This window comes from Klebsiella sp. Shm-1, assembly GCF_040804525.1.
Lineage (GTDB): Bacteria > Pseudomonadota > Gammaproteobacteria > Enterobacterales > Enterobacteriaceae > Klebsiella > Klebsiella pneumoniae.
Genome location: NZ_CP161823.1, coordinates 1,913,755 through 1,939,620, shown reverse-complemented (window position 1 = coordinate 1,939,620; position 25,866 = coordinate 1,913,755). Strand labels below are relative to the sequence as shown.

22 protein-coding genes and 3 pseudogenes are annotated in these 25,866 nt (G+C 59.3%); 5 read left to right on the top strand and 20 right to left on the bottom strand.

Annotation, left to right across the window (positions count from 1 at the left end):
* Positions 1-6: 6 nt before the first annotated feature.
* Together AB1E37_RS09400 and AB1E37_RS09395 are read right to left on the bottom strand one after the other, a co-directional pair.
* Positions 7-1,302 carry an MFS transporter gene (locus AB1E37_RS09400; protein ID WP_004152313.1) on the bottom strand — a complete coding sequence of 432 codons (1,296 nt, stop codon included), beginning with the start codon at positions 1,300-1,302 and terminating at the stop codon, positions 7-9.
* A 303-nt stretch (positions 1,303-1,605) separates the two neighbouring features.
* A complete protein-coding gene (locus AB1E37_RS09395) occupies positions 1,606-2,532 on the bottom strand; it encodes a LysR family transcriptional regulator (RefSeq protein ID WP_032447675.1) in 927 nt (308 codons plus the stop codon).
* Between the two features lie 98 nt (positions 2,533-2,630).
* On the opposite strand from AB1E37_RS09395, the gene AB1E37_RS09390 reads away from it, so the two are divergent.
* Complete coding sequence (locus AB1E37_RS09390; RefSeq protein WP_002910717.1) at positions 2,631-3,107, top strand: GNAT family N-acetyltransferase; 477 nt, start codon at positions 2,631-2,633, stop codon at positions 3,105-3,107.
* A gap of 49 nt (positions 3,108-3,156) precedes the next feature.
* On the opposite strand, the gene pckA is transcribed toward AB1E37_RS09390, so the two are convergent.
* The gene (gene pckA / locus AB1E37_RS09385; RefSeq protein WP_004148802.1) at positions 3,157-4,800 is read right to left on the bottom strand and encodes a phosphoenolpyruvate carboxykinase (ATP); all 1,644 of its coding nucleotides are present in this window, start codon (positions 4,798-4,800) and stop codon (positions 3,157-3,159) included.
* Positions 4,801-5,083: 283 nt separating this feature from the next.
* Between pckA and AB1E37_RS09380 the strand changes: the two are divergent.
* Positions 5,084-5,500, top strand: a pseudogene (locus AB1E37_RS09380) (LysR family transcriptional regulator); the annotation flags it as partial.
* On the opposite strand, the gene AB1E37_RS09375 reads toward AB1E37_RS09380, so the two are convergent.
* From AB1E37_RS09375 to AB1E37_RS09355, 5 genes and pseudogenes are all read right to left on the bottom strand, one after another.
* Positions 5,405-6,181 carry an ABC transporter ATP-binding protein gene (locus AB1E37_RS09375; RefSeq protein WP_367777079.1) on the bottom strand — a complete coding sequence of 259 codons (777 nt, stop codon included), beginning with the start codon at positions 6,179-6,181 and terminating at the stop codon, positions 5,405-5,407. The pseudogene AB1E37_RS09380 and the gene AB1E37_RS09375 overlap by 96 nt on opposite strands.
* A pseudogene (locus AB1E37_RS09370) lies at positions 6,178-6,426 on the bottom strand (ABC transporter ATP-binding protein); the annotation flags it as partial. The gene AB1E37_RS09375 and the pseudogene AB1E37_RS09370, both read right to left, overlap by 4 nt.
* Position 6,427: 1 nt before the next feature.
* Positions 6,428-7,675 (bottom strand): annotated as a pseudogene (gene livM, locus AB1E37_RS09365) (high-affinity branched-chain amino acid ABC transporter permease LivM); the annotation flags it as partial.
* A gap of 9 nt (positions 7,676-7,684) precedes the next feature.
* Positions 7,685-8,599 carry a branched-chain amino acid ABC transporter permease gene (locus AB1E37_RS09360; RefSeq protein WP_004175489.1) on the bottom strand — a complete coding sequence of 305 codons (915 nt, stop codon included), beginning with the start codon at positions 8,597-8,599 and terminating at the stop codon, positions 7,685-7,687.
* Between the two features lie 109 nt (positions 8,600-8,708).
* Complete coding sequence (locus AB1E37_RS09355) at positions 8,709-9,767, bottom strand: branched-chain amino acid ABC transporter substrate-binding protein (protein WP_004189329.1); 1,059 nt, start codon at positions 9,765-9,767, stop codon at positions 8,709-8,711.
* 289 nt (positions 9,768-10,056) lie between these two features.
* On the opposite strand from AB1E37_RS09355, the gene AB1E37_RS09350 reads away from it, so the two are divergent.
* On the top strand, positions 10,057-10,203 hold the full coding sequence (locus AB1E37_RS09350) for a hypothetical protein (protein WP_004225356.1): 147 nt from the start codon (positions 10,057-10,059) through the stop codon (positions 10,201-10,203).
* 51 nt (positions 10,204-10,254) lie between these two features.
* Here the strand turns inward: AB1E37_RS09350 and pflB are convergent, their stop codons facing one another.
* The 5 genes from pflB to tdcA form a co-directional block, all read right to left on the bottom strand.
* Entirely contained in the window at positions 10,255-12,549 is a 2,295-nt protein-coding gene (gene pflB / locus AB1E37_RS09345) for a formate C-acetyltransferase (protein ID WP_023287774.1), read from the bottom strand.
* A gap of 28 nt (positions 12,550-12,577) precedes the next feature.
* Positions 12,578-13,786: a propionate kinase gene (tdcD, locus tag AB1E37_RS09340; protein WP_004200321.1), complete on the bottom strand. Its 1,209-nt coding sequence runs from the start codon at positions 13,784-13,786 to the stop codon at positions 12,578-12,580.
* A 27-nt stretch (positions 13,787-13,813) separates the two neighbouring features.
* On the bottom strand, positions 13,814-15,145 hold the full coding sequence (gene tdcC / locus AB1E37_RS09335) for a threonine/serine transporter TdcC (protein ID WP_004145486.1): 1,332 nt from the start codon (positions 15,143-15,145) through the stop codon (positions 13,814-13,816).
* Positions 15,146-15,170: 25 nt separating this feature from the next.
* Positions 15,171-16,160 (bottom strand): bifunctional threonine ammonia-lyase/L-serine ammonia-lyase TdcB, encoded by a 990-nt coding sequence (tdcB, locus tag AB1E37_RS09330; RefSeq protein WP_002910762.1) that lies wholly within the window; start codon positions 16,158-16,160, stop codon positions 15,171-15,173.
* A gap of 93 nt (positions 16,161-16,253) precedes the next feature.
* Positions 16,254-17,195 (bottom strand): transcriptional regulator TdcA, encoded by a 942-nt coding sequence (gene tdcA / locus AB1E37_RS09325; RefSeq protein ID WP_002910764.1) that lies wholly within the window; start codon positions 17,193-17,195, stop codon positions 16,254-16,256.
* A 176-nt stretch (positions 17,196-17,371) separates the two neighbouring features.
* Here tdcA and AB1E37_RS09320 point away from each other — a divergent pair, with 176 nt between their 5' ends.
* Positions 17,372-17,515, top strand: a complete 144-nt coding sequence (locus AB1E37_RS09320; protein WP_004219597.1) for a hypothetical protein — start codon at positions 17,372-17,374, stop codon at positions 17,513-17,515.
* 297 nt (positions 17,516-17,812) lie between these two features.
* Positions 17,813-17,935: a nitrilotriacetate monooxygenase gene (locus AB1E37_RS09315; protein WP_004145488.1), complete on the top strand. Its 123-nt coding sequence runs from the start codon at positions 17,813-17,815 to the stop codon at positions 17,933-17,935.
* Positions 17,936-17,972: 37 nt separating this feature from the next.
* On the opposite strand, the gene AB1E37_RS09310 is transcribed toward AB1E37_RS09315, so the two are convergent.
* The 7 genes from AB1E37_RS09310 to AB1E37_RS09280 all read right to left on the bottom strand — a co-directional run bounded on the left by AB1E37_RS09310 (position 17,973) and on the right by AB1E37_RS09280 (position 25,806).
* Positions 17,973-18,773, bottom strand: a complete 801-nt coding sequence (locus tag AB1E37_RS09310) for a phosphate/phosphite/phosphonate ABC transporter substrate-binding protein (RefSeq protein ID WP_032447677.1) — start codon at positions 18,771-18,773, stop codon at positions 17,973-17,975.
* A complete protein-coding gene (locus tag AB1E37_RS09305; protein WP_014343225.1) occupies positions 18,766-19,752 on the bottom strand; it encodes a fatty acid desaturase in 987 nt (328 codons plus the stop codon). The genes AB1E37_RS09310 and AB1E37_RS09305 overlap by 8 nt, the downstream gene beginning before the upstream one ends.
* Positions 19,753-20,190: 438 nt before the next feature.
* On the bottom strand, positions 20,191-20,937 hold the full coding sequence (locus tag AB1E37_RS09300; protein WP_002910830.1) for a proteasome-type protease: 747 nt from the start codon (positions 20,935-20,937) through the stop codon (positions 20,191-20,193).
* A gap of 16 nt (positions 20,938-20,953) precedes the next feature.
* A complete protein-coding gene (locus tag AB1E37_RS09295) occupies positions 20,954-21,769 on the bottom strand; it encodes a transglutaminase family protein (protein WP_004145495.1) in 816 nt (271 codons plus the stop codon).
* Entirely contained in the window at positions 21,766-22,695 is a 930-nt protein-coding gene (locus tag AB1E37_RS09290) for an alpha-E domain-containing protein (protein ID WP_004184646.1), read from the bottom strand. Before AB1E37_RS09290 ends, AB1E37_RS09295 begins: the two co-directional genes overlap by 4 nt.
* Positions 22,689-24,128 carry a circularly permuted type 2 ATP-grasp protein gene (locus tag AB1E37_RS09285; RefSeq protein WP_004211064.1) on the bottom strand — a complete coding sequence of 480 codons (1,440 nt, stop codon included), beginning with the start codon at positions 24,126-24,128 and terminating at the stop codon, positions 22,689-22,691. Before AB1E37_RS09285 ends, AB1E37_RS09290 begins: the two co-directional genes overlap by 7 nt.
* A 286-nt stretch (positions 24,129-24,414) precedes the next feature.
* Positions 24,415-25,806, bottom strand: coding sequence for a carbohydrate porin (locus AB1E37_RS09280; RefSeq protein ID WP_032411414.1), 1,392 nt, complete (start codon positions 25,804-25,806; stop codon positions 24,415-24,417).
* Positions 25,807-25,866: the final 60 nt, after the last annotated feature.

Genomic DNA, 25,866 nt, shown 5'->3' with positions numbered 1-25,866 from the left:
CCCTGATTAACGTGCCGTCTGCAGCGCAACGGCGCTACGGCGATAGAGGTAGCAAGTGGCCAGCAGACCGCAGATGGCGGCAAAGCTCATCCAGTAGCCGGGAGACGCTTTATCACCGGTATACTCAATCAGCGCCGTGGAAATCACCGGCGTGAAGCCGCCAAACACCGCGGTCGCCAGGCTGTAGGCCAGCGAGAAACCTGCCACGCGCACTTCGGCGGGCATAATTTCGGTCAGCGCCGGGATCATCGCCCCGTTGTACATGCCGTAGATAAACGACAGCCACAGCAGCACGCTCAGCATCATCAAAAAGCTCGGGGCGTTCGCCAGCATGGTCAGCGCAGGCCAGGCGGTAGCCAGCGCCAGCAGGGTCATGGCGATCAGCACCGATCGGCGGCCAAAGCGGTCGGACAGCGCCCCGCCCACCGGCAGCCAGAAGAAGTTGGAAATCGCCACCAGCAGCGTGACCAGCAGGCTGTCAGAGGCGCTGAGCATCAGCACCTTTTTACCAAAGGTCGGGGCATAGACGGTGATCAGGTAGAACGCGGTGGTGGTCATCGCCACCATCATCATCCCGGCGATAACCACCTGCCAGTTCGCCAGCAGGGTGGCGAATACCTGGCGCATCGCCAGATGATGGCGGCGGGCAGTAAACTCCTGGGTCTCCTCCAGCTTACGGCGCAGGATAAAAATGAACGGAACAATCAGGCAGCCGAAAAGGAACGGAATACGCCAGCCCCAGTCGCTGATAGCGCTCGGCTCCAGTACCGCGTTGAGGGCAAAGCCCATCGCGGCTGCCACCATGATGGCAACCTGCTGACTGCCCGACTGCCAGCTGGTGTAAAAGCCTTTGCGGCCCGAGGTGGCGATCTCGGCCAGATAGACCGACACCCCGCCCAGCTCGGCGCCTGCGGAAAAGCCCTGCAGCAGACGGCCGATCAGCACCAGCAGCGGCGCCCACAGGCCAATGGTCTGATAAGAGGGGATCAGCACGATCAGGAAGGTGCCGGTGGCCATGATCGACAGGGTGACGATCAGCCCCTTGCGCCGCCCCACCTTGTCGATATAGGCGCCAAGTACGATAGCGCCGATGGGGCGCATCAAAAAGCCGGCGCCAAAGACTGCGAAGGTCATCATCAGCGAGGCGAATTCACTGCTCGCCGGAAAAAAGGTATGGGCGATGTAGGTGGCATAAAACCCGAACAGAAAAAAGTCGAACTGTTCGAGAAAGTTACCGGACGTGACGCGCAGAATGGCGCCGATCCGGTCACGGGTACTCATCTGTGAGGTTGTTGAATGCATGCAGGTCTCCAGTTTGTTATCCACGCGTTGTCGCGCGCCTGTCGCTGAAGACTGAAACAGAACCGGGAACGAAATAAGCGTAATAAACGCATCCACTAATGCATTTTACGCATGAATAACATTTAACTAATTAACATTACTTTTACATACAATCATTTAACACACACCATCCTAACCACGCCGCGGGTGACGGCGAAAAAGTCAGTTTTCCGTTTTGTGACCGGGGCCAGGATATGTCGCCGTGGGTTGAAGGCATAAAACCTGGCCTGGGGTAACGAAATACCCTGCCGGCTGGAAAGCGCGTCAGGAAGCGGTGGACTCCCCCACCAGCGTCTGCAACAGGGAGATAAGCCAGCGGGTAGCCTCGCGTTTCCCGCTGCGTTGGTGGGCGTAAATCTTGACGTCAAACGGCGGAACCGGAAACGGCAGCGGGAAAATGGTCAGCCGGGCGGCGCGGGCCATCGTCTCCGCCGCCCGCCGGGGCAGCGCCATCAACAGGTCGCTCTGCTCAATAATAAAGGGCGCGCTCAGCATCGAGGGGGTTTTCATCGCCACCTGCCGCGAATAGCCCTGTCGCTCCAGCTCACAGTCCAGCACCCCCTGCCGCTCATTCCACGGGGTCACCACCAGATGACGGGCCGCAAGGTAGGCGTCCAGGGTCAGCGCCGTCCGGTTGGCCTGGCTGATGACCACATATTCGTCCCGCAGCCAGTTAATCTCCTCAAGATCGGGATGGGCTGGCTCGTCAGGGGTATTGAACCCGAGGGCCAGGTCGACCTCGCCCGCCAGCAGCTCGGTCAGCGCCGGGCTGTGGGGCAGATAACGGAGCTCAAACCGCAGCCCGGGCGCCTCACGCTGCAGGTGATGCATCAGCCTCGGAAAGACGCAGAACGCGGTGAAATCGGTGATCGCAATCTGCATGCAGTCGGTGCTGGCGGCCGGCACAAACGCCGCCGGCGGCGTCAGCTCCTGGTTGAGAAACTTCAGCGCCGAAGCGATAGAGGGCGCAAGCTGGCTGGCATAGACGCTGGGGCACATCCGGTGGCCTTCGCGGTAGAACAGCGGATCGTTGAGGGCGCTGCGCAGCCGGGAAAGCGCATGGCTCAGCGCCGAGGTGCTCATCGCCAGCTCTTCCGCCGCCAGGCGTACCGAGCGGGAGCGATAGACCGCGTCAAAGACCGGCAACAGGTTGAGGTCAATCCGGCGCAGGACAGGATGCATAATATTCATCGTTTGCTGATTTCATTGCACTTAATTCTTTTCACAATACCGCTTATCCTCAGGGTCAGCAATTTTGCTCTCTTTTGACTATGGATACAGGACACCCCATGAGCATCACAATCCGCCAGGCCACCCCGGACGACGCCACCGCTATCTACGACATGATTTATGAACTCGCGGTCTACGAGAAAGCCCCCGAAGAGGTAGTGACGACGCCAGAGGAGATCAGAGAGACGCTGTTTGCCAGCGGCAGCAAAACCGAAGCGCTGATCTGCGAGGTGGCGGGCAAAGCGGTGGGCTACGCGGTGTTCTTCACCAGCTACTCCACCTGGCTTGGACGCAATGGTATCTATATGGAGGATCTGTACGTCACCCCCGACTATCGCGGGATCGGCGCCGGAAAAGCGCTGCTGAAAACCATCGCGCAATATGCTGTACAACGTCAGTGCGGGCGTCTGGAGTGGAGCGTGCTCGACTGGAACCAGCCGGCGATTGATTTCTATCTGAGCATTGGCGCGCAGCCGCAGGATGAGTGGGTGCGTTATCGCCTCACTGGCGATGCGCTGCGGGCCTTTGCGGAGTAAAGCGGCTCGCCAGCAGGTCGGCGCCAGGCGTCGACCTGCTGGCCGCGGATCAGGCTTCGACCGCGCTCTTCTGCAGCTGCGGACCGGCCAGCGCCAGACGCGCGCCCGCTTCGGTATCGCTGTACTGCTTGAAGTTATCCATAAACAGCTGAGCCAGGCTCTCGGCCTTCTCCTGCCATTTATCCGCTGAACTCCAGCCATTACGCGGATCCAGCACCGCGCTGTCTACCCCTGGAATGCTCTGCGGGATCGCAAGACCGAACACCGGGATGGTCTCCTCGCGCAGCGGGCCGGTAGTGCCGTTGAGGATCGCGCTAATGATGCTGCGGGTATCGCGCAGCGACAGGCGTTTGCCCTCGCCGTTCCAGCCGGTGTTGACCAGCCAGGCTTCGGCACCGGATTCCGCCATCTTCGCCGCCAGGACGCTGGCGTACTGGGTCGGGTGAAGCAGCAGGAACGCCGCGCCATAGCAGGCGGAGAAGGTCGGCGTCGGCTGGGTAATGCCGCGCTCGGTACCCGCCAGCTTCGAGGTGAAACCCGACAGGAAATGGTACTGCATCTGCTCGGTGGTCAGACGGGAGACCGGCGGCAGGACGCCAAACGCATCGGCGGCAAGGAAAATCACCTTCGACGGATGGCCCGCGCGGGACACCGGCTTGACGATATTGTCGATATGCGACAGCGGATAGGAGACGCGGGTGTTTTCGGTTTTGCTGCCGTCGGCATAATCCACGCTGCCGTCAGCGCGCACTACCACGTTTTCCAGCAGCGCATTGCGGCGGATGGCGCCATAAATCTCCGGCTCCGCCTGCGGATCGAGATTGATGGTCTTAGCGTAGCAGCCGCCTTCGAAGTTAAACACGCCGTCATCGTCCCAACCGTGCTCATCATCGCCAATCAGCTGACGATGCGGATCGGTCGACAGGGTGGTTTTCCCGGTCCCGGAGAGGCCGAAGAACAGCGCCACGTCCCCTGCTTCGCCACGGTTGGCCGAGCAGTGCATCGACGCGATGCCTTTCTGCGGCAGCAGGTAGTTCATGACCGAGAACAGCCCTTTCTTCATTTCGCCGCCGTACCAGGTACCGCCGATGAGCTGAATACGCTCGCTCAGATTAAAGGCGACAAAGTTCTCGGAGTTCATCCCCTGCGCCTGCCAGTTGGCATTGGTGCAGCCCGCGCCGTTGAGCACCACGAAGTCTGGCGTAAAGCTGGCCAGCTCGTCGGCGCTTGGCACGATGAACATGTTTTTGACAAAGTGGGCCTGCCACGCCACCTCGGTGACGAAGCGTACGCCAAGACGGGTGTCCGGGCTGGCGCCGCACCAGGCGTCGATGACGTACAGTTTTTTGCCGCTCAGCTGGCCCGCGACCAGGCTTTTCAGGCTACGCCACACGTCTGGCGATAACGGCTTATTGTCATTACGGCCGAGGCCGGAGTCTGCCCACCAGACGGTGTCGCGAGTCTGTTCGTCGCGGACGATGTATTTATCGCGCGGCGAACGGCCGGTGAAGATCCCGGTATCAACAGCCACAGCGCCAGAGTCGGTCATCACGCCGCGGGCCGCGCCGGTCAGCTCAGGAGAGGTTTCATGTGCAATAAGCAAATCGTAATCAGGGTTGTAAAAGAATTCGCCGCTTGCATTAATCCCCAGCTCCTGCAGAGCCATTTTTACTGATTCAATTTGTTGTGACATGGAACTCCTGACAAACTATTTAAGGTAAGAGGCCTGGGTTATTCATTGCTTTCGTCATCGTCGCCGGCTATTTAATAAGATAAGTCCTGGACAATGAAATAAAGCAATAAATAACCGTGAGTCGCGATTTCATATCGTGCTCATGTAGGGTCGCCGATATGCATTCATAAATCTCAACTTTCCAAAAAATGTTAACACCTGTCGATAATTATGTTAATTGCATAGTTTCTATGCGCTATGCTAAAATTGCATAGCCTTTATTGCGTTTTTGAGGACTGGATCGGTGTTGGCAAATCTGGAAGTAAAATGGCTGTATGATGTGATTGCCCTTGAGGAGTCGCGCAGCTTTACCCTGGCGGCCAAAGCCCGCAACATCTCTCAGTCCTCGTTCAGCCGACGCATCCAGTCGCTGGAGGCCTCCCTCGGATTCAGCATCTTCGATCGTAGCGCCAACCCCCTGCAGCTGACCAACCGCGGGAAAATTTTTGTCGGCTATGCGCGAAATATGCTCGATGACATGGATTTTCAGATCAGCCGTATTAAAGGCTTAAATAACACTACCCAGAAAATAAGAATCGACGCCGCCCCTTCGCTGTCGGTGTTATTACTGCCGGAGATCATCGCCGGTTACACCGACCGTAAAAATAAGACTTTTCATGTTGAATCGATTAACGTCAACGACGCCGTATTTCACCTCCGGGTCGTTGAGCAGCGTCTGGCCGCTACCACTCAGGCGGATCTGGCCGTTCACCATCACGTAGGCGCGGTCCGACAGGTTGAGGGCATGGCGGGCATTCTGCTCCACCAGAAACAGCGTCATCCCCTGGGCCGTCAGCTCGCGCAGGATCTGAAAAATCTGCTTCACCACCAGCGGCGCCAGCCCCAGGCTCGGCTCATCCAGCAGCAGCAGGCGCGGTCGGCTCATCAGCGCCCGGGCGATGGCCAGCATCTGCTGCTCGCCGCCGGAGAGGGTCATCGCCCGCTGTCCCCGCCGCTCTTCCAGCCGGGGGAACAGCTGGTACATTCGCGCCTTGTCCTCGGCCTGATAGCGGTTGCCAATGGCAATGGTCCCCATTAGCAGATTCTCCTCGACGGTCATATCGGGAAAGATGCGCCGCCCTTCCGGGGCCTGGGCGATGCCGTTGCTGGCGATAAAGTGGGTCGATTTCCGGCTGATCGCCTCCCCGCGATAGAAAATCTCCCCGCCGGCAATGCGCGGCTGGCCGAAGACCGACATCAGCAGCGTTGATTTACCGGCGCCGTTGGCGCCGATCAGCGCCACCGTCTCCCCCTCGTTGACGGTGAGGGAGACCTGCTTCAGGGCCTGGATCGGCCCGTAGAAGACATCCACCTCATTAAAGGCAAGCAAAGGCTGGCTCATCGGCGCGTCTCCTCTTCCTCAGCGCCTAGATAGGCGGCAATCACGCTGGCGTTGGCCTGGATCGCCTGCGGCGCGCCGCGGGCGATGACGTCCCCGTGATCGAGGACGATGATATGATCCGAAATCTCCATCACCATCCCCATATCATGCTCGATCAGTAGCACCGTGATGCCGTGCTGCTGGCGCAGAAAGCGAATAATCCGGCTCAGCGCCTGGGTTTCCACCGGGTTGAGGCCGGCGGCCGGGGCTGGTGCGCACCAGGCCGCGCGGCCGCCAGATCATCATCATCACCATCAGCACGCCGAACAGCAGCACCCGATATTCGTCAAAACCGCGCAGCAGTTCCGGGGTGACCGTCAGAACAAACGCCGCCAGTACCACTCCCAGGGTGGAGCCCATTCCCCCGAGCACCACAATCGCCAGGATCAGCGCCGACTCAAAAAAGGTGAACGACGTCGGGTTAACAAACCCCTGATAGCTGGCGAAGAACACCCCGGCGATCCCGGCCGTCGACGCGCCGAGCATAAACGCCGAGAGCTTCACCAGCACGTGATTGAGCCCCATCGCCCGACAGGCGATCTCATCCTCTCGCAGCGCCTCCCAGGCGCGGCCGATGGGCATCCGCGTCAGGCGATGCTTCACCAGCAGCACCAGCATCACCACCAGGCACAGCACGGCGTAGAGAAAGATGAATTTCAGGTTGGGGTTGTAGCTGACGTGGAAAAACTCATGGATGGGGATGCCGCCATCCTTGGCCCGGCGGGTAAACTCGAGGCCAAACAGCGTGGGGGATGGCACCGGTACGCCGTTAGGGCCGCCGGTGAAGCTCACCCAGTTGTTAAGCACCAGGCGGATAATTTCGCCAAAGCCGAGGGTGACGATGGCCAGATAGTCGCCATGCATACGCAGCACCGGAAAACCCAGCAACGCCCCGGCGAGGGCCGCCATCACCGCCCCCAGCGGCAGCATCGCCCAGAAGCCGAGGCCCAGGTACTGGTAGCCCAGCGCCAGGCCGTAGGCGCCGATGGCGTAAAACGCCACATAGCCCAGATCGAGCAGGCCCGCGAGGCCCACCACAATATTCAACCCCAGGCCAAGCAGAACGTAGATCAGCCCAAGAATGGCCACGGTCAGCAGATATTTTGTGGCGAGAAACGGAAAGACAATGGCCAGCCCCACCAGCAGCGGTATTATCCAGCGCAGCCGCGAACGGTAGCCCGGCGGCCGGACGTACACCCCGTCATCCGCCCCCTCAAAGCGGGCAATAAAGGCTTTTCCCCTGTGGCTCTGCAGCAGCAGACTGAGCGCCAGCCTGCCGGCCATCACCACCGCCACCAGAATCGCCACCCGCGCAGGCGCGAGGGTAAAACCATACCCTTTGAGCACCACGCCGACGATCGGGCCAAAGACAATTAACGCGCAAAGGCCGGCCAGTACGCTGTCGATCAGCGCGTTTTGGATAGCCCGCGCAGGCTGGCGCGTAATTTCACCCATAAAGCCTCCTTAGACCTTGGCCACCAGCGGACGTCCCAGCAGCCCCTGCGGGCGAAAAATCAGGATCGCCACCAGCAGCGCAAAGGAAAAGACATCTTTGTAATCCGAATTCACCAGCCCGGCGAACTGGGCTTCGGCCACCCCAAGCAGCAGACCACCCAGCATCGCGCCAGGCAGCGAGCCGATCCCGCCCAGCACCGCGGCGGTGAAGGCTTTGATGCCGATAATAAATCCGATATAGAAGTCGAAGGTGCCGTAGTTCATGGTCACCAGCACGCCGGCCAGACCGGCCATCGCCGCGCCGATGACAAACACCAGGGAGATCACCCGGTCGGTATTGATGCCAAGGATCGCCGCCATGCGCCGGTCCTGCTGGGTGGCGCGGCAGATGCGCCCCAGCCGGGTATACTGAATAATCCAGGTCAGGATAAGCATCCCCACCAGCGCCGCGACGAGAATAAACACCTTGGTCCAGGTGATCTGCACCACCCCATCGCCCACCGTCATGCGCAACGCGCCGCTAAGCAGCGTCGGGATCCCCTGCTGGTTCGGCCCCTGGCTCAGCTGGACATAGTTCTGCAGGATCAGCGACATCCCGATAGCCGAGATCAGCGGCGCCAGCCGCGTCGAGTTGCGCAGCGGCCGGTAGGCGATGCGCTCGATCGCCCAGCCGTATACGCCGGTGACCACGATGGTGAACACCAGAGTGGCGAAAATCAGCAGCGGAAAGGAGTGGATCCCGAAGAAAGAGAGCAGCGCCAGGCCGATGGCGCACAGGTAGGCGGAGACCATATACACCTCGCCGTGGGCGAAGTTGATCATGCCGATGATCCCATACACCATGGTGTAGCCGATGGCGATTAAGCCGTACACCGCGCCCAGCGTCAGCCCATTGATCAGTTGTTGCAGAAAAAACGCCGTCATAGCCCCTCCAGCCGCCAGGCAGACGGCCGCCGGGTTCCGTTCCCGGTCAACCGCCGTCATGTGACAATTCGCAAGTCAAAAGGACAGAGCGTCCTCAGGTCGTGGCCGATCAGAGCTGGTGATATTTGCCCTTGTCGTCCCACTGATAGACCACGTAGTCGGACACCTTGAGGTCGCCTTTGCCATCCCAGGCTTTCTTGCCCATCACCGTCTCGACGTCGTGGCTCTTCAGCCAGTCGCTGGCTTTGGCGTTATCGGTACCGACGGCGTTCCAGGCCGCGGCGATAGCCTGAATGGAGGCGTAGGCGTAGAGGGTATAACCTTCCGGCTCAAAGCCGCTGGCGCGGAACTTCTCGATCACCGCTTTGCCGTCGGGGAGGGTGCGCGGATCCTGACCAAAGGTCATCAGCACGCCGTTGGTGAACTGCGGCCCTCCGGCGGCCGTGACCAGCTCCTCGGTGACGATACAGTCGCCGGAGAAGAATTTGGCCTGCACCCCCTGCTCGCGCATCTGGCGCACCAGCGGGCCCGCTTCCGGATGGCAGCCGCCAAAGTAGACCACGTCCGGCTTGAGGGCGCCGATCTTGGTCACCAGGGCGTTAAAGTCTTTTTCACCGCGGGAAAGGCCTTCGTACAACACTTCTTTGGTACCCCGCTTCGCCAGCGCCGCGCGGGTGGCATCGGCCAGCCCCTGACCATAGGTGTCTTTATCGTGGATGACGGCGATTTTCTTCGCCTTCAGCACGTCCAGCATATAGTTGGCGGCGATCGCCCCCTGCTGATCGTCACGACCACACATGCGAAAGAGATCTTTCATGCCGCGCTCGGTGATCTGCGGGTTGGTCGAGCCGGGGGTAATGGTCAGGATCCCGGCTTCGTCATATACCTCGGAGGCCGGCATCGTTGAGGAAGAGCAAAAGTGCCCCACCACGGCGGAGACTTTCGCTTCATCCACCAGCCGGTTGGCCACCGCCACCGCCTGCTTCGGTTCGCACGCGTCATCCCCCTGCACCAGCACAATCTTTTCGCCTTTGATGCCGCCGGCGGCATTGATATCGGCCACCGCCTGCGAGGCCCCCTTCCAGTACTGGGCGCCGTAGGTGGCGTTGGGGCCGGTAAAGGGCCCGGCGACGCCGATCTTCACGTCTGCCTGGGCGTAAAAGGCCATGCTCATACAACCTGCTATCACAACATGAAGCGTCATTGTTTTCAGTTTCAAAGACATTCGGATATTCCTCAGCGATGTAAAGCCTGGCGTCATGGAATGACGCAGAAAATATCACTTACCGTGTGGTGCCGACGCTGGCGCAGCGCCAGGACGGCCAGGGTGGAAGAAGCAAAAATCCCGCCAGGAAGGAGTGGAACACCGGAGAACAGTCGCCCCGGTCGGTACGCACGCGACGGCAACCCGTGCCGCATCCGGCAAGGGCGCATTCCCTTTCAGGTCAGGAGATCGGTTGCCATCACGTGGCGAGCCGGACAACGCGGTATCCGTACCGGCCCGTGAGCTAAACATAGATGCAGTTAGCGGTCGCTGCGCGCCAGCGTGGTGCAAAAATGCGAATATGATCAACAGTGGTGATTATTTTGTTGCGGTAATGTGAAGATGATAACAGGAGAGCCCGTTAAAGGCTCTCCTGTGACCCGGTGGCCGCTCAGAGTTGACTGGTGAACGTTCGGGAGATCACATCCTGCTGCTGTTCGCGGGTCAGCGCGTTAAAGCGGACCGCATAGCCGGAGACGCGGATCGTCAGATTCGGATACTGCTCCGGGTGTTCTATCGCATCGAGCAGCTTTTCCCGGTTCAGCACATTGACGTTGAGATGCTGTCCCCCCTCCACCGTCTCCTCGTGGTGGAAGTAGCCGTCCAGCAGGCCCACCAGGTTGTTTTCCTGCGCTGACGGGGCTTTGCCGAGCGCCGCCGGCACGATGGAGAAGGTATACGAGATGCCATCTTTGGCGTAGGTAAACGGCAGTTTCGCCACCGAGGTCAGCGACGCCACCGCCCCTTTCCGGTCGCGGCCATGCATCGGATTGGCCCCCGGAGCGAACGGCGTCCCCGCCCGACGTCCGTCCGGGGTGTTGCCGGTTTTCTGGCCGTATACCACGTTGGAGGTGATGGTCAGGATCGACTGGGTCGGCACCGCCTGACGCCAGGTGGGGAGCGCCTGAATTTTGCGCATAAAGCGCTCCACCAGGTCGCAGGCGATGGCATCGACCCGATCGTCGTTGTTGCCGTACTGCGGATAGTCGCCTTCAATGACAAAGTCCACCGCCAGCCCGTGGTGATCGCGCACCGGCTTCACCCGGGCGTACTTTATCGCCGACAGCGAATCCGCCGCCACCGACAGGCCGGCGATGCCGCAGGCCATCGTGCGGTAGACGTCGCGGTCGTGCAGGGCCATCAGCGCCGCCTCGTAGCTGTACTTATCATGCATGCAATGGATGATGTTCAGCGCGCTGATGTACTGCACCGCCAGCCAGTCCATAAAGTGGTCGAGGCTGGCCATCACGGTGCCGTAGTCCAGCACCTCATCGCGCAACGGTGCGGTTTTCGGCCCCACCTGAATCTTCAGTTTCTCATCCACCCCGCCGTTAATCGCGTAGAGCAGCGTTTTGGCGAGATTGGCGCGGGCGCCGAAGAACTGCATCTGCTTGCCGATCACCATCGGGCTGACGCAGCAGGCGATGGCGTAGTCGTCGCTGTGAAAATCGCTGCGCATCAGATCGTCGTTCTCATACTGCAGCGACGAGGTGGCGATAGAGACCCGGGCGGCATATTTTTTAAACGCCGCCGGCAGCGCTTGCGACCAGAGCACGGTCAGGTTCGGCTCCGGCGCCGGGCCCATGGTGTGCAGAGTATGCAGATAGCGGAAGGTGGTTTTGCTGACCAGGGTGCGACCATCCAGCCCCATGCCGCCCAGCACCTCCGTCGCCCAGATGGGATCCCCGGAGAACAGCGAATCAAATTCCGGGGTGCGCAGGAAACGCACCATGCGGATCTTCATGATGAAGTGATCAATGAGCTCCTGGGCCTGCTCCTCATTCAATAAACCGGCGCGCAGATCGCGTTCGATATAGATGTCGAGGAAGGTAGCCGTGCGCCCCAGCGACATGGCGCCGCCGTTCTGCGACTTCACCGCCGCCAGGTAGGCGAAGTAGAGCCACTGCACGGCCTCCCGGGCAGTGCGCGCCGGGTGAGAGATATCGCAGCCGTAGCGGGCCGCCATCTCCTGCATCTGCAGCAGCGCGCGCCGCTGTTCGGCCAGCTCTTCGCGCAGGCGCAGGGTGGCCTCCAGCGCCTCGCCGCGCTCAAGGGCCGGCTGCAGGTCGGCAAACTGCAGCTCACGTTCGCGGACCAGGTAGCGAATGCCGTACAGCGCCACGCGGCGGTAATCGCCGATGATCCGTCCGCGGCCATAGCCGTCCGGTAGCCCGGTCAGCACCCCGGATTTGCGGCAGCGCAGCATATCCGGGGAATAGACGTCAAAAACGCCCTGATTGTGGGTCTTACGCAGCGCCGTAAACTGATACTCAAAGTCAGGATCCATTTCGCGACCATAGGCCTCGAAGGCGCTTTTGATCATCTTGATGCCGCCAAAAGGATGCAGGGCGCGCTTCAGCGGCTGGTCCGTTTGCAGGCCGACGATCTTTTCCAGCGGCTGGTTGATATAGCCCGCCGCGTGGGCGGTGATGGAGGTGGCGACATTGGTGTCGAAATCCACCGGCGCATGGGTGGCGTTCTCGACGCGGATCCCGGCCATCACCTGCTCCCAGAGGGCGGTGGTCGCTGGCGTCGCGTTAGCGAGGAAAGACTCATCGCCCTCGTAAGGGGTGTAGTTATGCTGAATAAAGTCGCGAACGTCGATCTGCGTTTGCCACGCCGTACCGCGAAAGCCCTGCCAGGCGTCGGCGTATCGTACATCCTGGGTATCGATATCTACTTTCATGAACATCGTCTCTCTACAGAATAAAAAGTCAGGCCAGCGCCGCCGCGGTGTGGATCCGGCCTAAGCGGATCGCATCGAGGGCAATCATGCGCTCTTCATTGGTAGGAATAACCGCGCAGCGCACCCGGCTGCCGTCGGCGGAGATCAGGCGCTCGCCGGCCGAATTGGGCTGCTGATTGCGGGCGGCGTCCATCGCAAGGCCAAAGACCGTCAGCCGTTCGCTCACCAGCCGACGGATCAGCACCGAGTTCTCGCCAATCCCGCCGGTGAAAATAATGCCGTCGAGACGCTGCAGCGCCGCGGCGTGGCCGGCAATATGGCGGGCGATACGATGGACAAAGGTTTTAATCGCCAGGCGGGCGCGGGCATGGCCCTCATGCCACGCCTGCTCCAGCACCCGCAGGTCGGAGGAAAGACCGGAGATCCCCAGCAGGCCGGAGGCGGTGTTGGCTACCCGCTCCAGGTCGCTGAGGGTCTGCCGGGTTTCCCCGGCAATCCACGCCATGGCGCCGAAGTCGACATCGCCGCTGCGGGTGCCCATCATCAGCCCCTCCAGCGGCGTCATCCCCATCGAGGTGTCCACGCTGCGGCCGTTACGCACCGCGCAGATCGAGGCGCCATTGCCCAGGTGGGCGATCACCAGGCCGCTCTCCTGCTCCGGCAACCCGAGCAGCGCCAGGGCGCGCTGGGACACATAGCGGTGCGAGGTGCCGTGGAAACCGTAGCGGCGTACCCCGAGATTCTGGTAATACTCCCACGGCAGACCATAGAGAAAAGCTTCCGGGGCCAGGGTCTGGTGAAAGCTGGTATCAAAGACCGCCACCTGCATCACCTCCGGGAACAGCCGCTGCGCCGAAGCAATGCCGCTGAGACTGGCGTAGTTATGCAGCGGGGCCAGGGACGATACCTGGCGAATGTTATTGATAACCTCCTCGCTAATAATGACCGACTCGGTGAACAGGTCGCCGCCGTGGGCGACGCGGTGGCCAATCAGGGCCACGCTGTCGATGAGGTCGCGTTGGGCTAATGCCCCGGCAATCGCCTGCAGGGCGCCTTCGTAGCCGCGCTGCGCCAGCGCCACCGGCTCGCCGCCGTTGAGCGAGAGAAACGCCCGTTCCGCGTTGATGCCCTCGGCCACGCCGTTGAGCAGGCAGTCGCAGCTGGCGGCGTCCAGGACGGAAAATTTGATTGACGACGAGCCGCAGTTAATCACCAGTACTACCGGAAATTCAGTCATGTTGTACTCCGCGTGGCCTGAGCCGGATTAGAACAGTTTGTAAGCAATGTTGAGGATGGTCAGCAGACCGATAGCGGTCACAAAGAGGTTGTCGAGACGGCCACGGTATTTGGCCAGCGAAGGCGCTTTACGAATGGCGTACATCGGCAGCAGGCACAGCAGCGAGGCGATAATCGGCGCGCCCATCGCCTCAATCAGGTCGAGGATATTGGGGTTGGCATACGCCACCACCCAGGTCGAGCCCATGATGAACACCATGCTCAGGGTATTGAGCTTGCCGCTGGAGACCCGGGTTTTATCCCCTTTATAGCCAAAGCGCAGGATCAGACCGTTCAGCCCTTCGAGCGTGCCGAGATAGTGGCCGAAAAACGATTTGAAGATGGCCACCAGGGCGATGATCGACGCGCCATACTCCAGCAGGGTGGCAAAGGTGGATTTGGTGCCCGACATCGAGGCAAAGTGGTTCGCCAGATAGGAGAGCACCGGGATATTCTGCGCCTTGGCGTCCGCCATGTTCTGCGGTGAGAGGGTAAACAGGCAGCTGAAGGCGAAGAACATCACCACCGCCACCATCAGCATGCTGGCCCGGGAGATGATCTGTGAGCATTTGCGTTCGGTATACTCGCGGCCAAACTGCGCTTCATACTCTTCGCGTTTGGAGACCACAAACGAGGAGACGATCGGCGAGAAGTTGAAGGAGAACACCATGATGGAGATGCCCAGCCATACCGTCACCAGAATGCCGTCGTGACCGGTTAAGGCGATATCGCTGAGGTTGACCTGGTCAATCACCGCGCTATTCCAGTAGGGGATCAGGGACAGGGAGATCACCACCAGGCTGGCGATAAACGGCCACACCAGATAGCTCATCACCTTGACCATCAGGTCTTTACCAAACCAGATGACAAACGCCATCAGCAGCAGCAGGAGCAGCGCCACCACCCCGCGGTTGAGAGCCGGCATCTGCAGCTGGTTCTCCCAGAAAGTCATAAAGGTATTGGTGATCGTGACGCCATAAATCCACAGCAGTGGGCAGATGGCGAAGAAGTACAGAAAGGTGATCACCACCCCGCCGGTTTTGCCAAAATGCTCTTCCACCGTTTCGGTGATATTGCCGGAGGGGTTAGCCCCCGACAGGCATAGCCGGGCCAGCGCCCGATGGCAATAAAAGGCGATGGGATAGGCCAGCACCAGCATCACCAGGATCGGGATCAGCCCGCCGAAGCCTGCGCGGATCGGGAAAAACAGCACCCCGGCGCCGATAGCGGTGCCAAACAGGCCCAGGGTCCAGGTGGTGTCAGATTTACGCCAGGACGAAAGGCTTGTCTGGCTGGATGCAATGCTCTCAGTCGTACTCATATCCTGTCCTCACTTATGTATTGAATTAAGCGTCAACAAAACCGGTAATTTGCGATACCCGGGAGAGATCGATATTGCCCCCGGAAATCAGGCTGACCGTTTTGCGGTTCTGGATATAGCTGTCGAGTTTGCCGCTTAATAACGCGGCGCAGGCTAACGCCCCGGCCCCTTCGGTGATCACTTTATTGCGCTGAATTAAGGCGACCATGCTCTGGCGAATGTCATCCTCACTCACCAGGACGATGTCATCCACCAGCTGGCGGGCGATTTCATAGGTCAGTTTCCCCGGGCGGGCGACGTCGCAACCATCGGCTAAGGTGCCGGCGTGGCGATGGCTGGTGATTTCCCCGGCATACCAGGAGGCGGCCATGCCGTGAACATTCTCCGACTGCACGCCGATAATGCGGATTGTCGGGTTAATGGATTTAATCGCAATCGCGATACCGGCAATTAAGCCGCCGCCGCCAATGGGCACGATGACATTATCCACGTCATACAGATCTTCTAATATTTCGAGTCCAATCGTCCCCTGCCCGGCGATAACCTGCGGGTCGTCATAGGGGGGAATAAAAATGCGGCCCTCAAGTTCAACAATATCGCTGGCTTTGGCGAGGGTATCGTTAAAATTATCGCCATGTAGCACCACTTCCGCCGAATAATCACAGGTGGCGGCAACTTTCGATTTCGGCGCCCCTTTCGGCATCACCACTTTCCCGTCAATGCCGAGCATGGCGCAGGAGAGCGAGACGCCCTGGGCGTGGTTGCCCGCTGAGCAGGCCACCACCCCTTTGCGTTTTTCCGCCGCGGTTAAACCGCACAGTTTATTAAAGGCGCCGCGAATTTTAAATGAACCCGTGCGCTGCATATTTTCGAATTTAAGAAATATTTCGCCCTGGCAGCGCTCGCTAAAATAATTCGAACGGGGCATACCTGTTTTATATATTTTTCCCGCGAGGCGTTGTTTCGCTTCGAGAATATCGTCAATAGATACCGGAAGATCGTAGGTAATATGCATTATGGCCTCTGTATCTTAATATAAAGTCAATGACCGGGCGTCATCCTGCTGATAACAGCGAGGACGTGTGTTGGATTATTTAACGACTTTCAGTTACGCAATAATTTGTAATGGCTGCCAGTGGCGGTTGCCCTGCCCCGAGGAATAGTGTTTCGCCATCTCCACCAGCGACGCCGCGGCGGTTTTTAACCGGTAATTTTTCGACCATACCGCCGCATAGCGCGCCACCGGCAAGGCCTCTTTAATGGGGATGGTGACAAACTGGCTCGAGCCAAACGGCGTGGTCATGTCGCAGGGGATCACCGTCAGAAAATCGGCATTGAGCACCAGGTTATAGATCGTCACCACCGAATCGGTATTAACGATATTTTCACGGCGGATACCGCTGCGCTGCAGGGTGGTCAGCAGTTCGCTGTAGTAGCCCATATTGGTCTCCGGCAGCACCCACTGCTCGTGCTGGAGCGAGGCCAGGCGGACGGTGCCGTTGCCGATCCGCGCCCGGTTCGCCACCAGCACAAACTCAGACTCAAACAGCGGCTCGACGTGCAGGTCCTGCAGTTTCATCTCATCGCTCAGCGTCCCGATGGCGAAGTCGAGGCGCCCGTCGCGGATTGCCGGCAAAAAGGCGGAGAGCTGCGCCTCATACATCGAGACCCGCGCCTTGGGGAAAGTCATTTTAAACTGATGCACCATCTCCGACATAAAGGTAAACCCGACCAGCGAAGGGAAACCAAAGGAGACATCCACCACCGCGCTGTTGGTCAGAGCATTCATTTCATTGACCATATTTTTCATTTCACGGGTGATCGCTTCTGACCAGTTGAGAAATACCTGCCCGGCCTCGGTGAGCGAGACGCCGGTATTTCGCCGGACGATTAATTCGCTGCCAAAATAACTCTCCATGTCGCCAATAATTTTACTGACCGCCGGCTGAGTGAGTCCTAACGCTTTTGCTCCGGCCCCGATTGACCCGCTGCGGATCACTTCCTGGAAAACTACCAGATGCTGTGTTTTAGGCAGAGAAAAAGTATTCATCACGTCTCACTTTCATTCCTTTGTTGACGGCGGAAAGTGTAACAAATCGCAATTGCCGGGTTATGTGAGAGCTCTCACAAAGGCTCCGCCGCGGCGGATAAGCAGGATCCACGAGCCAGAATAAGTAAAGTAAAATCAATATATTAAAAGCATCATGAACGCTATTTGCGCGCCTTTTGCCGTGGCCGAATGCGGGGATAAAAATAATTGATGGCGATAACATCGACGGCGAAATGGCGATAAAAAATACGCCTTTTGTACGTTATTCGACCCGCGCTATCAGGGTGAGAAGAAAGCCGAAAATTAAATTAATGCTGTAAAGAATAAAAAGCAGACGTAATAAACGCCATTATTTAATGACAAGCCGGTCGGGCATCACATTTTATCCCCGGCGGTTGGGGAAAATGCACGGTCATTATTTACACCAAAGAAACATTAAATTCACAATTTTTCTTTTGGGTCGCGATAGGCAGCGATCTTTTTTCCGCCATAGCGCAGTTGGTCATACTTTGATTAAAATCAACCCTGGTAATTTATCTTTTACGACGGCCATTGGAGAGTCATTTGTGTTGCCGATCACAAATCCATAAAACAACGACCCGGCCTATCGTGAAGAGATGATCCCGCGGCTGCGCCAGCAGCTTAACGAGCAGCTGATGAGCGACCAGCTGGCTGTCGACCTGCTCTCTTCCTATCTGCGAATGGATCTCAGCGCCCAGCCGTGGGACCAGCCGCTATAGCCCGCCCCGGCGCAGATCGCTGGCCCGGGCATTTCGCCTATAGCTGGCTGACCCCCAGCGCCGCGGCCTCATCCCGCCACGCCAGCAGCGGCGCATAGGCCTCCCGCGACATATCGCTATAGCCGCAGATCAGCAAGGCGTCGCACAGGGAACGATAGCGATCATCGCTTACCAGCTGCTGGAGCGCCTCGCGCAGGCTATTCAGCGTTGCCGCCGGGGTGGCGCCGGCGGTGATCAGCGGCAGCCCTGGCGCGGCCGGGCTCCAGCCGATCGCCACCAGGCCAGCCAGAGCCTGCGGCTGATGGCGCTGCAGCAGAGCGTAGGTCACGCAGTCGATGGCGGCGATATCGGCGTTTTCCTGCTGCAGTTCGCGCAGCGATTGCCGATGGCTGCCGCTGAACATCACCGCTGAAAAAAAACGCCCCTCCCGGGAGAGCGGCGCGACCATTTTACGCAGTACGTTGTAGCCGGACTGCGAGTGCTCGGCATTGCACACCGCCCGACGGCCAAAAAAGTCCCCCAGCATCCGGTGACTATCCGCTTCGCGGACCACCAGCAGGCTGCGATAGCGGCGCCCTTCGCAACCCGGCGCAGCGTAGTGGAAGCAGCCCAGCGTCTGCACCTCCGGCAATTGGGTCACCAGCGGGTAGCCACAGGTCTGGCTCAGCAACAGCGTCGGCTGGCGCCAGTGAGCCAGCAGATCCCCGGGGTCAGCCGCCGGAGGGTCCCCCGCCACCATCACGCCGCGTTCGTCCAGCAGCGACTGCACCGCCTGCCACAGGGCCTGGGTCTGTTGACGGTGGATGGCATACATCGGAAAAGTCATGCGTTCAGCCATATTCTCCTCCCGCCTGCGCCTGCTCGCCAAAGCCCGGATGGGCGTTCACCGCCACCGCCCGGCGGCTAAAATGGCGTCGCCACTCGCCGTACCCGCGCACCAGGAACCCCTGATTACGCTGCAGATACGCCGCCTGGCGATGCAGATACAGTTGACGTAAAGCGTACCAGGGGACCCCTGGCAGATCATGATGCACCGCATGGTAGTTGAGATTGAGGAACAGCGCCCGCCAGGGGAGCCCGGCCTCGTTGATCACCGAGCGGGCCAGCGGGTCATCCGCGGCGCGGTGTTCGAGAAAAGAGCGTACTTTGGTCAGGGCCAGCGCCGGGTAGCTCACCGCCAGCACAAACCACAGCGGAGAAAAACCCTGCGCCGCCATCCAGGTCAGCAGGCCCGTCAGCAGCAACAGATGCAGACTCCACATGGCGATAGCGCGGCGGTCGCCCTCGCGGAAAGCCCGCAGCGCGCTGTTCAGGGTGTGAATAATATCCATCATCGGCGCCAGCAGCAGACGCCCCCAGAAGGTGTTGCGCAGGTGGATAAGGCGGCGCTGCCAGGCTGAGAAGCGCTGCCAGCTTTCCGCCGTTACGTAGTACGATTCGGGGTCATCCTCAGGGTGCGTCAGCAGATGGTTGCGATGGTGCGCCAGGTGGCTGTCGCGGTAGACGCCATAGGGATACCAGACCGCCAGCGGCAGCGTCCCCAACAGCTGGTTAAACCATGCCAGCCGGGTGGGATGCCCATGGATCAGCTCATGCTGTAAGGACATATACCAGGCGGTAAACCAGATCAACAGCAGCGTGGCCGGAAACAGTCCCAGCGTCCGCCAGCCCGCCACGCAGGCAAACCAGCCGCCGTAAACCGTCACAATCAGCAGCCAGGTCGGCAGCTCGCTGCGCCACAGCCAGCTGCGCGCCAGCTGGCGGATCAGGATGCGCTGTTGGTCATCCACATAGACAGCCGTCTTCTTTTCCGTCACTTCCGATACCTTGCCGTGTTGCCTCATTCCCACCGAAGATGTGAGATAACACGTTAAATAACAAAGTATTTAATTGACTTAGCTTTGCCAAAAAGCGCGTTTGTGTTCAGCAGGACAAAGAGAATACCGTCCATGGCGCAACAGGTTGGCGGTGTTTAAACCGGTCCATCATCCGGCGGCGCTGCGCTTGCCGGGCCTATGGGATAACCCCTCCCCGGGCCATCCAGGCCGGTGCAGGCGCAGCGCCGCCGGACAAGGACAGCGGCGTCGCTTTTGTGCCGGGCGGCGGCTGCGCCTTGCCCGGCCTACAATCCGTGCGGCCTGTCGTTAATTTATTTACCGCTGTTGCTGAAATTTTACCGCCAGGTCGAGGATACTTAAGGACTCCAGCGCCTTACCCGCCTTCGCGCCGACGATACCGGCGGAGCGTCACAGCGACTACTCCTCTTCCCGCTCCGCTGGCGTCCAGGTCGGCAGAGTCTGGAAGGTGTGCAACAGCCCTTCGGACCACGCCTTGCGAATGCGGTTGAAGTAGGGATCGCTGTCGGTGATGCGATGCTGCCCGGCACTGCTGAAGCTGCCGCTGCGGTAGAGCAGCGTATCCAGCGGCAGGCCGACGGACAGATTACTGCGCAGCGTCGAGTCAATGGAGATCAACGCGCAGCACATCGCCTGCTCCAGCGGCGTGTCGATGGTCAGCACCCGATCGATGATCGGTTTGCCGTATTTGCTTTCGCCAATCTGGAAATAAGGCGTGTCGCGGGTGGCTTCAATAAAGTTGCCCTCCGGATAAATATGGAACAGACGATGGGTTTCGCCGGCGATCTGGCCGCCAAGCAGCAGGTTGCAGTTGAAGTTGGTGTTACTGCAGGTCTGCTGGTTGCTGCTGTCGCGCTGGATCACCTCCAGCAGCGTTTTACCGATCAGCATCGCGGCGTCGTAGAGGGAAGTGACCTGCATCAGATTCGGCTCCTGCTGGGTACGGATGCGCGCGCTGAGCAGGCTTATCACGCTCTGGGTGGTGGCCAGATTGCCGGCGGATTGCAGCACCAGCACCCGTTCCCCCTCCTGATGGAAAACGTGCAGCTTTTTAAAAGTGGCAATATGGTCGACGCCCGCATTGGTGCGGGAGTCGGAAGCAAACACCAGTCCATCCGCCAGGCACATGGCCACACAGTAGGTCATTGCGGTTATTCCCGTATTATTGCTGCTGCGCCTGCTGGCTGTGTTCGCGCACTTCAGCGTTAGTTAACATAATCTCCCCGCCGCCGCCCAGCCGGGTGCCCCGTACCGGGCAGGCGTCGAGATAATCCAGCCCGGTCGCCAGCCGTAAATGCTGATTCAGGCGACGGGTATTATTGGTGATATCAAACGACAGCCAGCGGCCGTCGAGCCAGACTTCCGCCCAGGCGTGCATCGCCACATGCTGGGCGTTATTGCTGTAGACATAGCCGCTGACGTAGCGCGCCGGGATCTCCAGCGCGCGGCAGCAGGCGAGAAAAACATGGGTATGATCCTGGCACACCCCCTTCGCGCGGGCGAAGGCGTCGGCGGCGGAGTCCTGCACCTGGGTCGCGCCGGGGGAGTATGGCATTCTTAACAGCAGATCCGCCATCAGTTGATTCAGACTCTCTTCCGCCGCATCGGGACGATAGAGGCGCTGGGCAAACTCACGGATCGCCGTATCGGCGCGGGTTAGCGGCGTACAGCGCAGAAAAACCAGCGGCGACAGCAGCTCGGCCTCTTCATCACGCGTCTCCTCCCCTTCGTCGGCGATATCGACAATCCCGCTGGCGCGGATGGTGATCTCCTTGTGCGGGTTATCCAGCGTCAGCACATGCAGCACATTGCCCCAGCCGTCGGTAGTGGTCACCGCCGCGCCGTCCGGCAGGGTCAGCGTCCAGGCGGTGATCGTCTGCCGGGCGGTACTGCGTGGCGTCAGGCGCAGATACTGGGTGGAAAACTTCACTTCTTCATCGTAGCCATAGCGGGTGAGATGATCGATGACCAGTTTCATAAGGCCTCCAGGTAGGTTTGTCTGATGCTGTCGGACAGCGCGTTAATTCTCGCCAGCAGCCCGTTAAGGGTGGTCTGCAGGTCCGCCTGCGCCAGGTCGTCACGGGTGCTGAAGCGCAGGTCAACGTTGAGCTGATGGGCGAGGCGCAGCGGTTGATAGGAGCGGTCGTTGGCGATCTTCTCCAGCTCGCCCACCAGGTCGGCAATGCTGGCGCGCAGCGAACGCGGAATATCGTTGCGCAGGATCAGCAGCTCCATCACCGTTTCGCGACTGACCGGCTGGCGGTAGAGGCTGTTGTAGGCTTCGCGGGCGCTGACCGCATTGAGCAGGGTATCCAGCCGGTAGTATTCCCGCACCGGATCCGGGTCGTTGGTCAGCTGTTGATCCTTAATCAGCAGCAGCTGGGTGGTGGCGAAGGCGCGCTCAATCAGGGTGCCGATACCGATAAAACTCAGGGCGTCGTTACGCAGCAGCGTGCCGATCACTGCCCCGCGAAACAGATGCACCCGCTCTTTCACCCACTCAAAAAAGCCGTCGCTCCCCAGCTCGCCCAGCCCCTGCTGGCGCAGGCTTCGCAGCTCAATGCGGGTGGCATTGATGCTCTCCCACACTTCGGCCGACAGACTGCCGCGCACGGCGTGCGCATTGTTCCACGCCATCTCCACGCAGCTGTAAATACTGCAGGGGTTGTTGCCATCAAGGGCAAAAAAGTTGAGCAGATTGCTCATGGTAAAGCGGGCATGGCGCGCCTGAAACAACTCGTGGGTCATCGACAAATTCAGCGGCAGCGCCAGATCCCGCGACTGCTGGCTGTGACGGGGGATCATCGATAATTTCCAGGTCACGTCCAGCACCCGGGCGTAGCTCTCCGCCCGCTCGAGATAGCGGGCCATCCAGAACAGTTCACTCGCCGTACGACTTAGCATGATGCGTCATCCTCCATCACCCAGGTATCCTTGGTTCCGCCGCCCTGCGACGAGTTGACCACCAGCGACCCTTCGGTGAGGGCCACGCGGGTCAGGCCGCCGGGCACCAGCCGCATCTCCTGCCCGGACAGCACGTAGGGCCGTAAATCGATATGTCGCGGCGACAGACCTTCCTCAACGAAGGTGGGGCAGGTCGACAGCGCAAGGGTGTCCTGGGCGATATAGTTGGCCGGATTGGCCAGCAGGCGCTGGCGGAAGGCCTCTCGCTCCTCTTTAGTCGAACGCGGGCCGACCAGCATGCCGTAGCCCCCGGCGCCATGGACCTCCTTGACCACCATCAGCTCGAGATTGCTCAGCACGTAGCGCAGGTCCTCCGCTTTCCGGCACTGCCAGGTGGGGATATTGCTGAGGATCGGCTGTTCGCCGAGGTAAAAGCGGATCATCTCCGGGACGTACGGATAGATCGATTTGTCGTCAGCCACTCCGGTGCCGATGGCGTTGGCCAGCACTACGCCGCCGGCGCGATAGACGGACAGCAGCCCCGGGACGCCGAGCATCGAATCGGCGCGGAAGGCCAGCGGGTCGAGCCAGGCGTCGTCGATGCGGCGATAAATCACATCCACCCGCCGCGGCCCCTCGGTGGTGCGCATATACACCGCGCCGTTTTTAATAAACAGATCGGCGCTCTCCACCAGCTCGACCCCCATCTGCTGCGCCAGGAAGCTGTGCTCGAAGTAGGCGCTGTTGAAGCGACCCGGGGTCATCACCACGACGCAGGGATCATCCACCAGCGAGCTTTCGCGCAGGGTCTGCAGGAGGTAGCTCGGGTAGCGCTCCACCGGCGCAATGTGATGCTGCTCGAACATCTCCGGATAGAGGCGCATCATCATCTTACGGTTTTCGAGCATGTAGGAGACGCCGGACGGCGTGCGCAGATTATCCTCCAGCACGTAGTACTGACCGTCGTTATTGCGCACCATATCGACGCCGGTGATATGGGCATAGGTGTTGTTTGGCAGGTTGATGCCCTGCATGCACGGCTGATACTGCTCGTTGGCCAGCACCTGCTCGGCCGGGATCAGCCCCGCGCGCAGGATATTCTGCTCATGATAGATGTCATAGAGGAAGGCGTTCAGCGCTTTCACCCGCTGGCGTATGCCGCGGTCAATGCGCTGCCACTCCCCGGCGGGTATGATCCGCGGCACGCTGTCAAACGGGATCAGCCGCTCGGTCCCCTCATCCTCGCCGTACACGTTAAAGGTGATGCCGATACGGTGAAAAAGCAGTTCCGCTTGCGCTTTTTTCTGCCGGATAGAGAATTGATCGGTGTTGCGAAACCATTGCCACCAGGCATTATAGTGCGGCCGCTGTTCACCCTGCGCGGTCAGCATCTCGTCATAATAATGCCCGTCAGGTAGCGTAATTTTAATCATGGCTATCCCCTCCGGTTGTACTCACTTTGTGGTAATCCCGCTAAGAGATAAGCATTAATTATGCCAGGTCACACAGCGCGTCGGCGCAGCGTTACGCTGTGAGGCCATGGCCCTGAACTGATTAAAAAACAACCAGACACTTTGCTTATTTGTGGGCGGTTTTTAGCGTTAAACGCACCAGTTTGGGGCAAGTGGATTCACGGGACGCTGAGGCTTCGCGAGCCACGCCGCGTAGCGACAGGCGGCTGAATAGCACAGAGCCTGCGCTGTGCAGGCTCTGTGTTGCTCAGAAGAAATACTTGAAGCGCAGCCGGCCGCCATAGCGGGAGTCTTCCTGGCCGTCGCCGTTGTTTGGGTTGGATTCAATCCATGATGCGTAGGCCCCAAGATAGATGTTGAAGTTCTTCATATTCATTACGTTCGGAAACAGGTACGACGCATGGATTGTGTGGATATCATAGTTGCCCGGATCGGCGATCCAGCAATTATCGTCGCAGTTAGCGATAAAATCAGCGGTGTTAAAGCTGTCGATTTTGTTATGCGCGTAAATGTAGCCCAGCTCAAAACCGTGCCACAGGGAGTTAACGCCCGCGGTAAAGTCAGTCTCATCTTCGGCATCCATATAAGCGACGTTAAGGTTGGTCACCACGCCGTCCTGCGGATCGGTTTTTTGCCCATTCCACGTCATCGTATAGCCATAGCCGGTACGGCTGGACTGGTCGACCCAGCGTCCTTTCGCATCGTGATAGCCATAGGCGTTATTTACCACGTTGCTCTCCATGGCGATGGCGGTGGAGAAGCGCCCGCTGTTCCACGCGATAACCGGGCGCAAATAGGCCACATTTTTCTCATTTTCCAGTGCGGTGCCATGATACTGCTGGTCCTGGAATAGCGTGCTGCCGTTCTCCAGCAGGGTATTCAGTTCGAAATACCAGTTATCAAGGGTTTTGCTCATCAGGAAGTTGCCGCCGCTGTTGCTCCGACCGCGCCCTTCCTTCATCATGTAAATATAGCCGTAGCCGTCGCTGTACAGATCGTTGGCGGTGTTCCCGGAGTATTCCACGAACGTATCCTGATTCAACGGGAACATATCGTAGGCTTCGAAACGACCAACCTTCACCTTCCAGTCGTTCTCCTGGCCAAAAAAGAATACCGCATCATCAAGATTCATTTTGCCGTTCAGGTCGGCCAGCGGCTGGACGGAAAAACCGGCAAAACGGCCATTATCCATTTTGCGCATGCCGTCAAAACCTAACAGCAGGCGGCCATTAATATCCCAGCGTTCATTATTGCCCGGCGCCCAGTCTTTATTTGCCGTGGTTTTTACCGAAGTCAGGCTCCCGCTGCTGCTGGCGCCATCCATGTTAAATTCGACATCACCATAAAATTTGATATCCCCATAGCCGGACAGCGTTAGTGTTGTCGGCTCCGCGCCCGGTGCGACGGGCTCGGCGGACTCCACTTTGACAGTTGGCGTGCTTTTCGCCACCACGTTCTGCTGTCGGGTTAAGGTCTGGATTTTCGCTTCCGCATCGGCCGCTCGTTGCTCAGCATTTATTACGCGCTGTTCCAGCTGCGCTAAACGTTTTTCAATATCCGTCGGGTGATTATTCGCCGCGGCCCAAAGGCCAGAGGAGAACAGACCACTCATAATCAGAGCCATATAGTTTACTTTCATTATTAACATCCCTAATTACATTGTTATATGTTTCATCCAGGGTATAGCCGGGCTATCCAG

Bases quoted from the DNA above. Each gene is read 5' to 3' on its own strand.
- AB1E37_RS09400 (WP_004152313.1), bottom strand. From the start codon at position 1,302: ATGCATTCAACAACCTCACAGATGAGTACCCGTGACCGGATCGGCGCC.
- AB1E37_RS09395 (WP_032447675.1), bottom strand. From the start codon at position 2,532: ATGAATATTATGCATCCTGTCCTGCGCCGGATTGACCTCAACCTGTTG.
- AB1E37_RS09390 (WP_002910717.1), top strand. From the start codon at position 2,631: ATGAGCATCACAATCCGCCAGGCCACCCCGGACGACGCCACCGCTATC.
- pckA (WP_004148802.1), bottom strand. From the start codon at position 4,800: ATGTCACAACAAATTGAATCAGTAAAAATGGCTCTGCAGGAGCTGGGG.
- AB1E37_RS09375 (WP_367777079.1), bottom strand. From the start codon at position 6,181: ATGAGCCAGCCTTTGCTTGCCTTTAATGAGGTGGATGTCTTCTACGGG.
- AB1E37_RS09360 (WP_004175489.1), bottom strand. From the start codon at position 8,599: ATGACGGCGTTTTTTCTGCAACAACTGATCAATGGGCTGACGCTGGGC.
- AB1E37_RS09355 (WP_004189329.1), bottom strand. From the start codon at position 9,767: ATGGCCTTTTACGCCCAGGCAGACGTGAAGATCGGCGTCGCCGGGCCC.
- pflB (WP_023287774.1), bottom strand. From the start codon at position 12,549: ATGAAAGTAGATATCGATACCCAGGATGTACGATACGCCGACGCCTGG.
- tdcD (WP_004200321.1), bottom strand. From the start codon at position 13,786: ATGACTGAATTTCCGGTAGTACTGGTGATTAACTGCGGCTCGTCGTCA.
- tdcC (WP_004145486.1), bottom strand. From the start codon at position 15,145: ATGAGTACGACTGAGAGCATTGCATCCAGCCAGACAAGCCTTTCGTCC.
- tdcB (WP_002910762.1), bottom strand. From the start codon at position 16,160: ATGCATATTACCTACGATCTTCCGGTATCTATTGACGATATTCTCGAA.
- tdcA (WP_002910764.1), bottom strand. From the start codon at position 17,195: ATGAATACTTTTTCTCTGCCTAAAACACAGCATCTGGTAGTTTTCCAG.
- AB1E37_RS09315 (WP_004145488.1), top strand. From the start codon at position 17,813: ATGATCCCGCGGCTGCGCCAGCAGCTTAACGAGCAGCTGATGAGCGAC.
- AB1E37_RS09310 (WP_032447677.1), bottom strand. From the start codon at position 18,773: ATGGCTGAACGCATGACTTTTCCGATGTATGCCATCCACCGTCAACAG.
- AB1E37_RS09300 (WP_002910830.1), bottom strand. From the start codon at position 20,937: ATGACCTACTGTGTGGCCATGTGCCTGGCGGATGGACTGGTGTTTGCT.
- AB1E37_RS09295 (WP_004145495.1), bottom strand. From the start codon at position 21,769: ATGAAACTGGTCATCGATCATCTCACCCGCTATGGCTACGATGAAGAA.
- AB1E37_RS09290 (WP_004184646.1), bottom strand. From the start codon at position 22,695: ATGCTAAGTCGTACGGCGAGTGAACTGTTCTGGATGGCCCGCTATCTC.
- AB1E37_RS09285 (WP_004211064.1), bottom strand. From the start codon at position 24,128: ATGATTAAAATTACGCTACCTGACGGGCATTATTATGACGAGATGCTG.
- AB1E37_RS09280 (WP_032411414.1), bottom strand. From the start codon at position 25,806: ATGAAAGTAAACTATATGGCTCTGATTATGAGTGGTCTGTTCTCCTCT.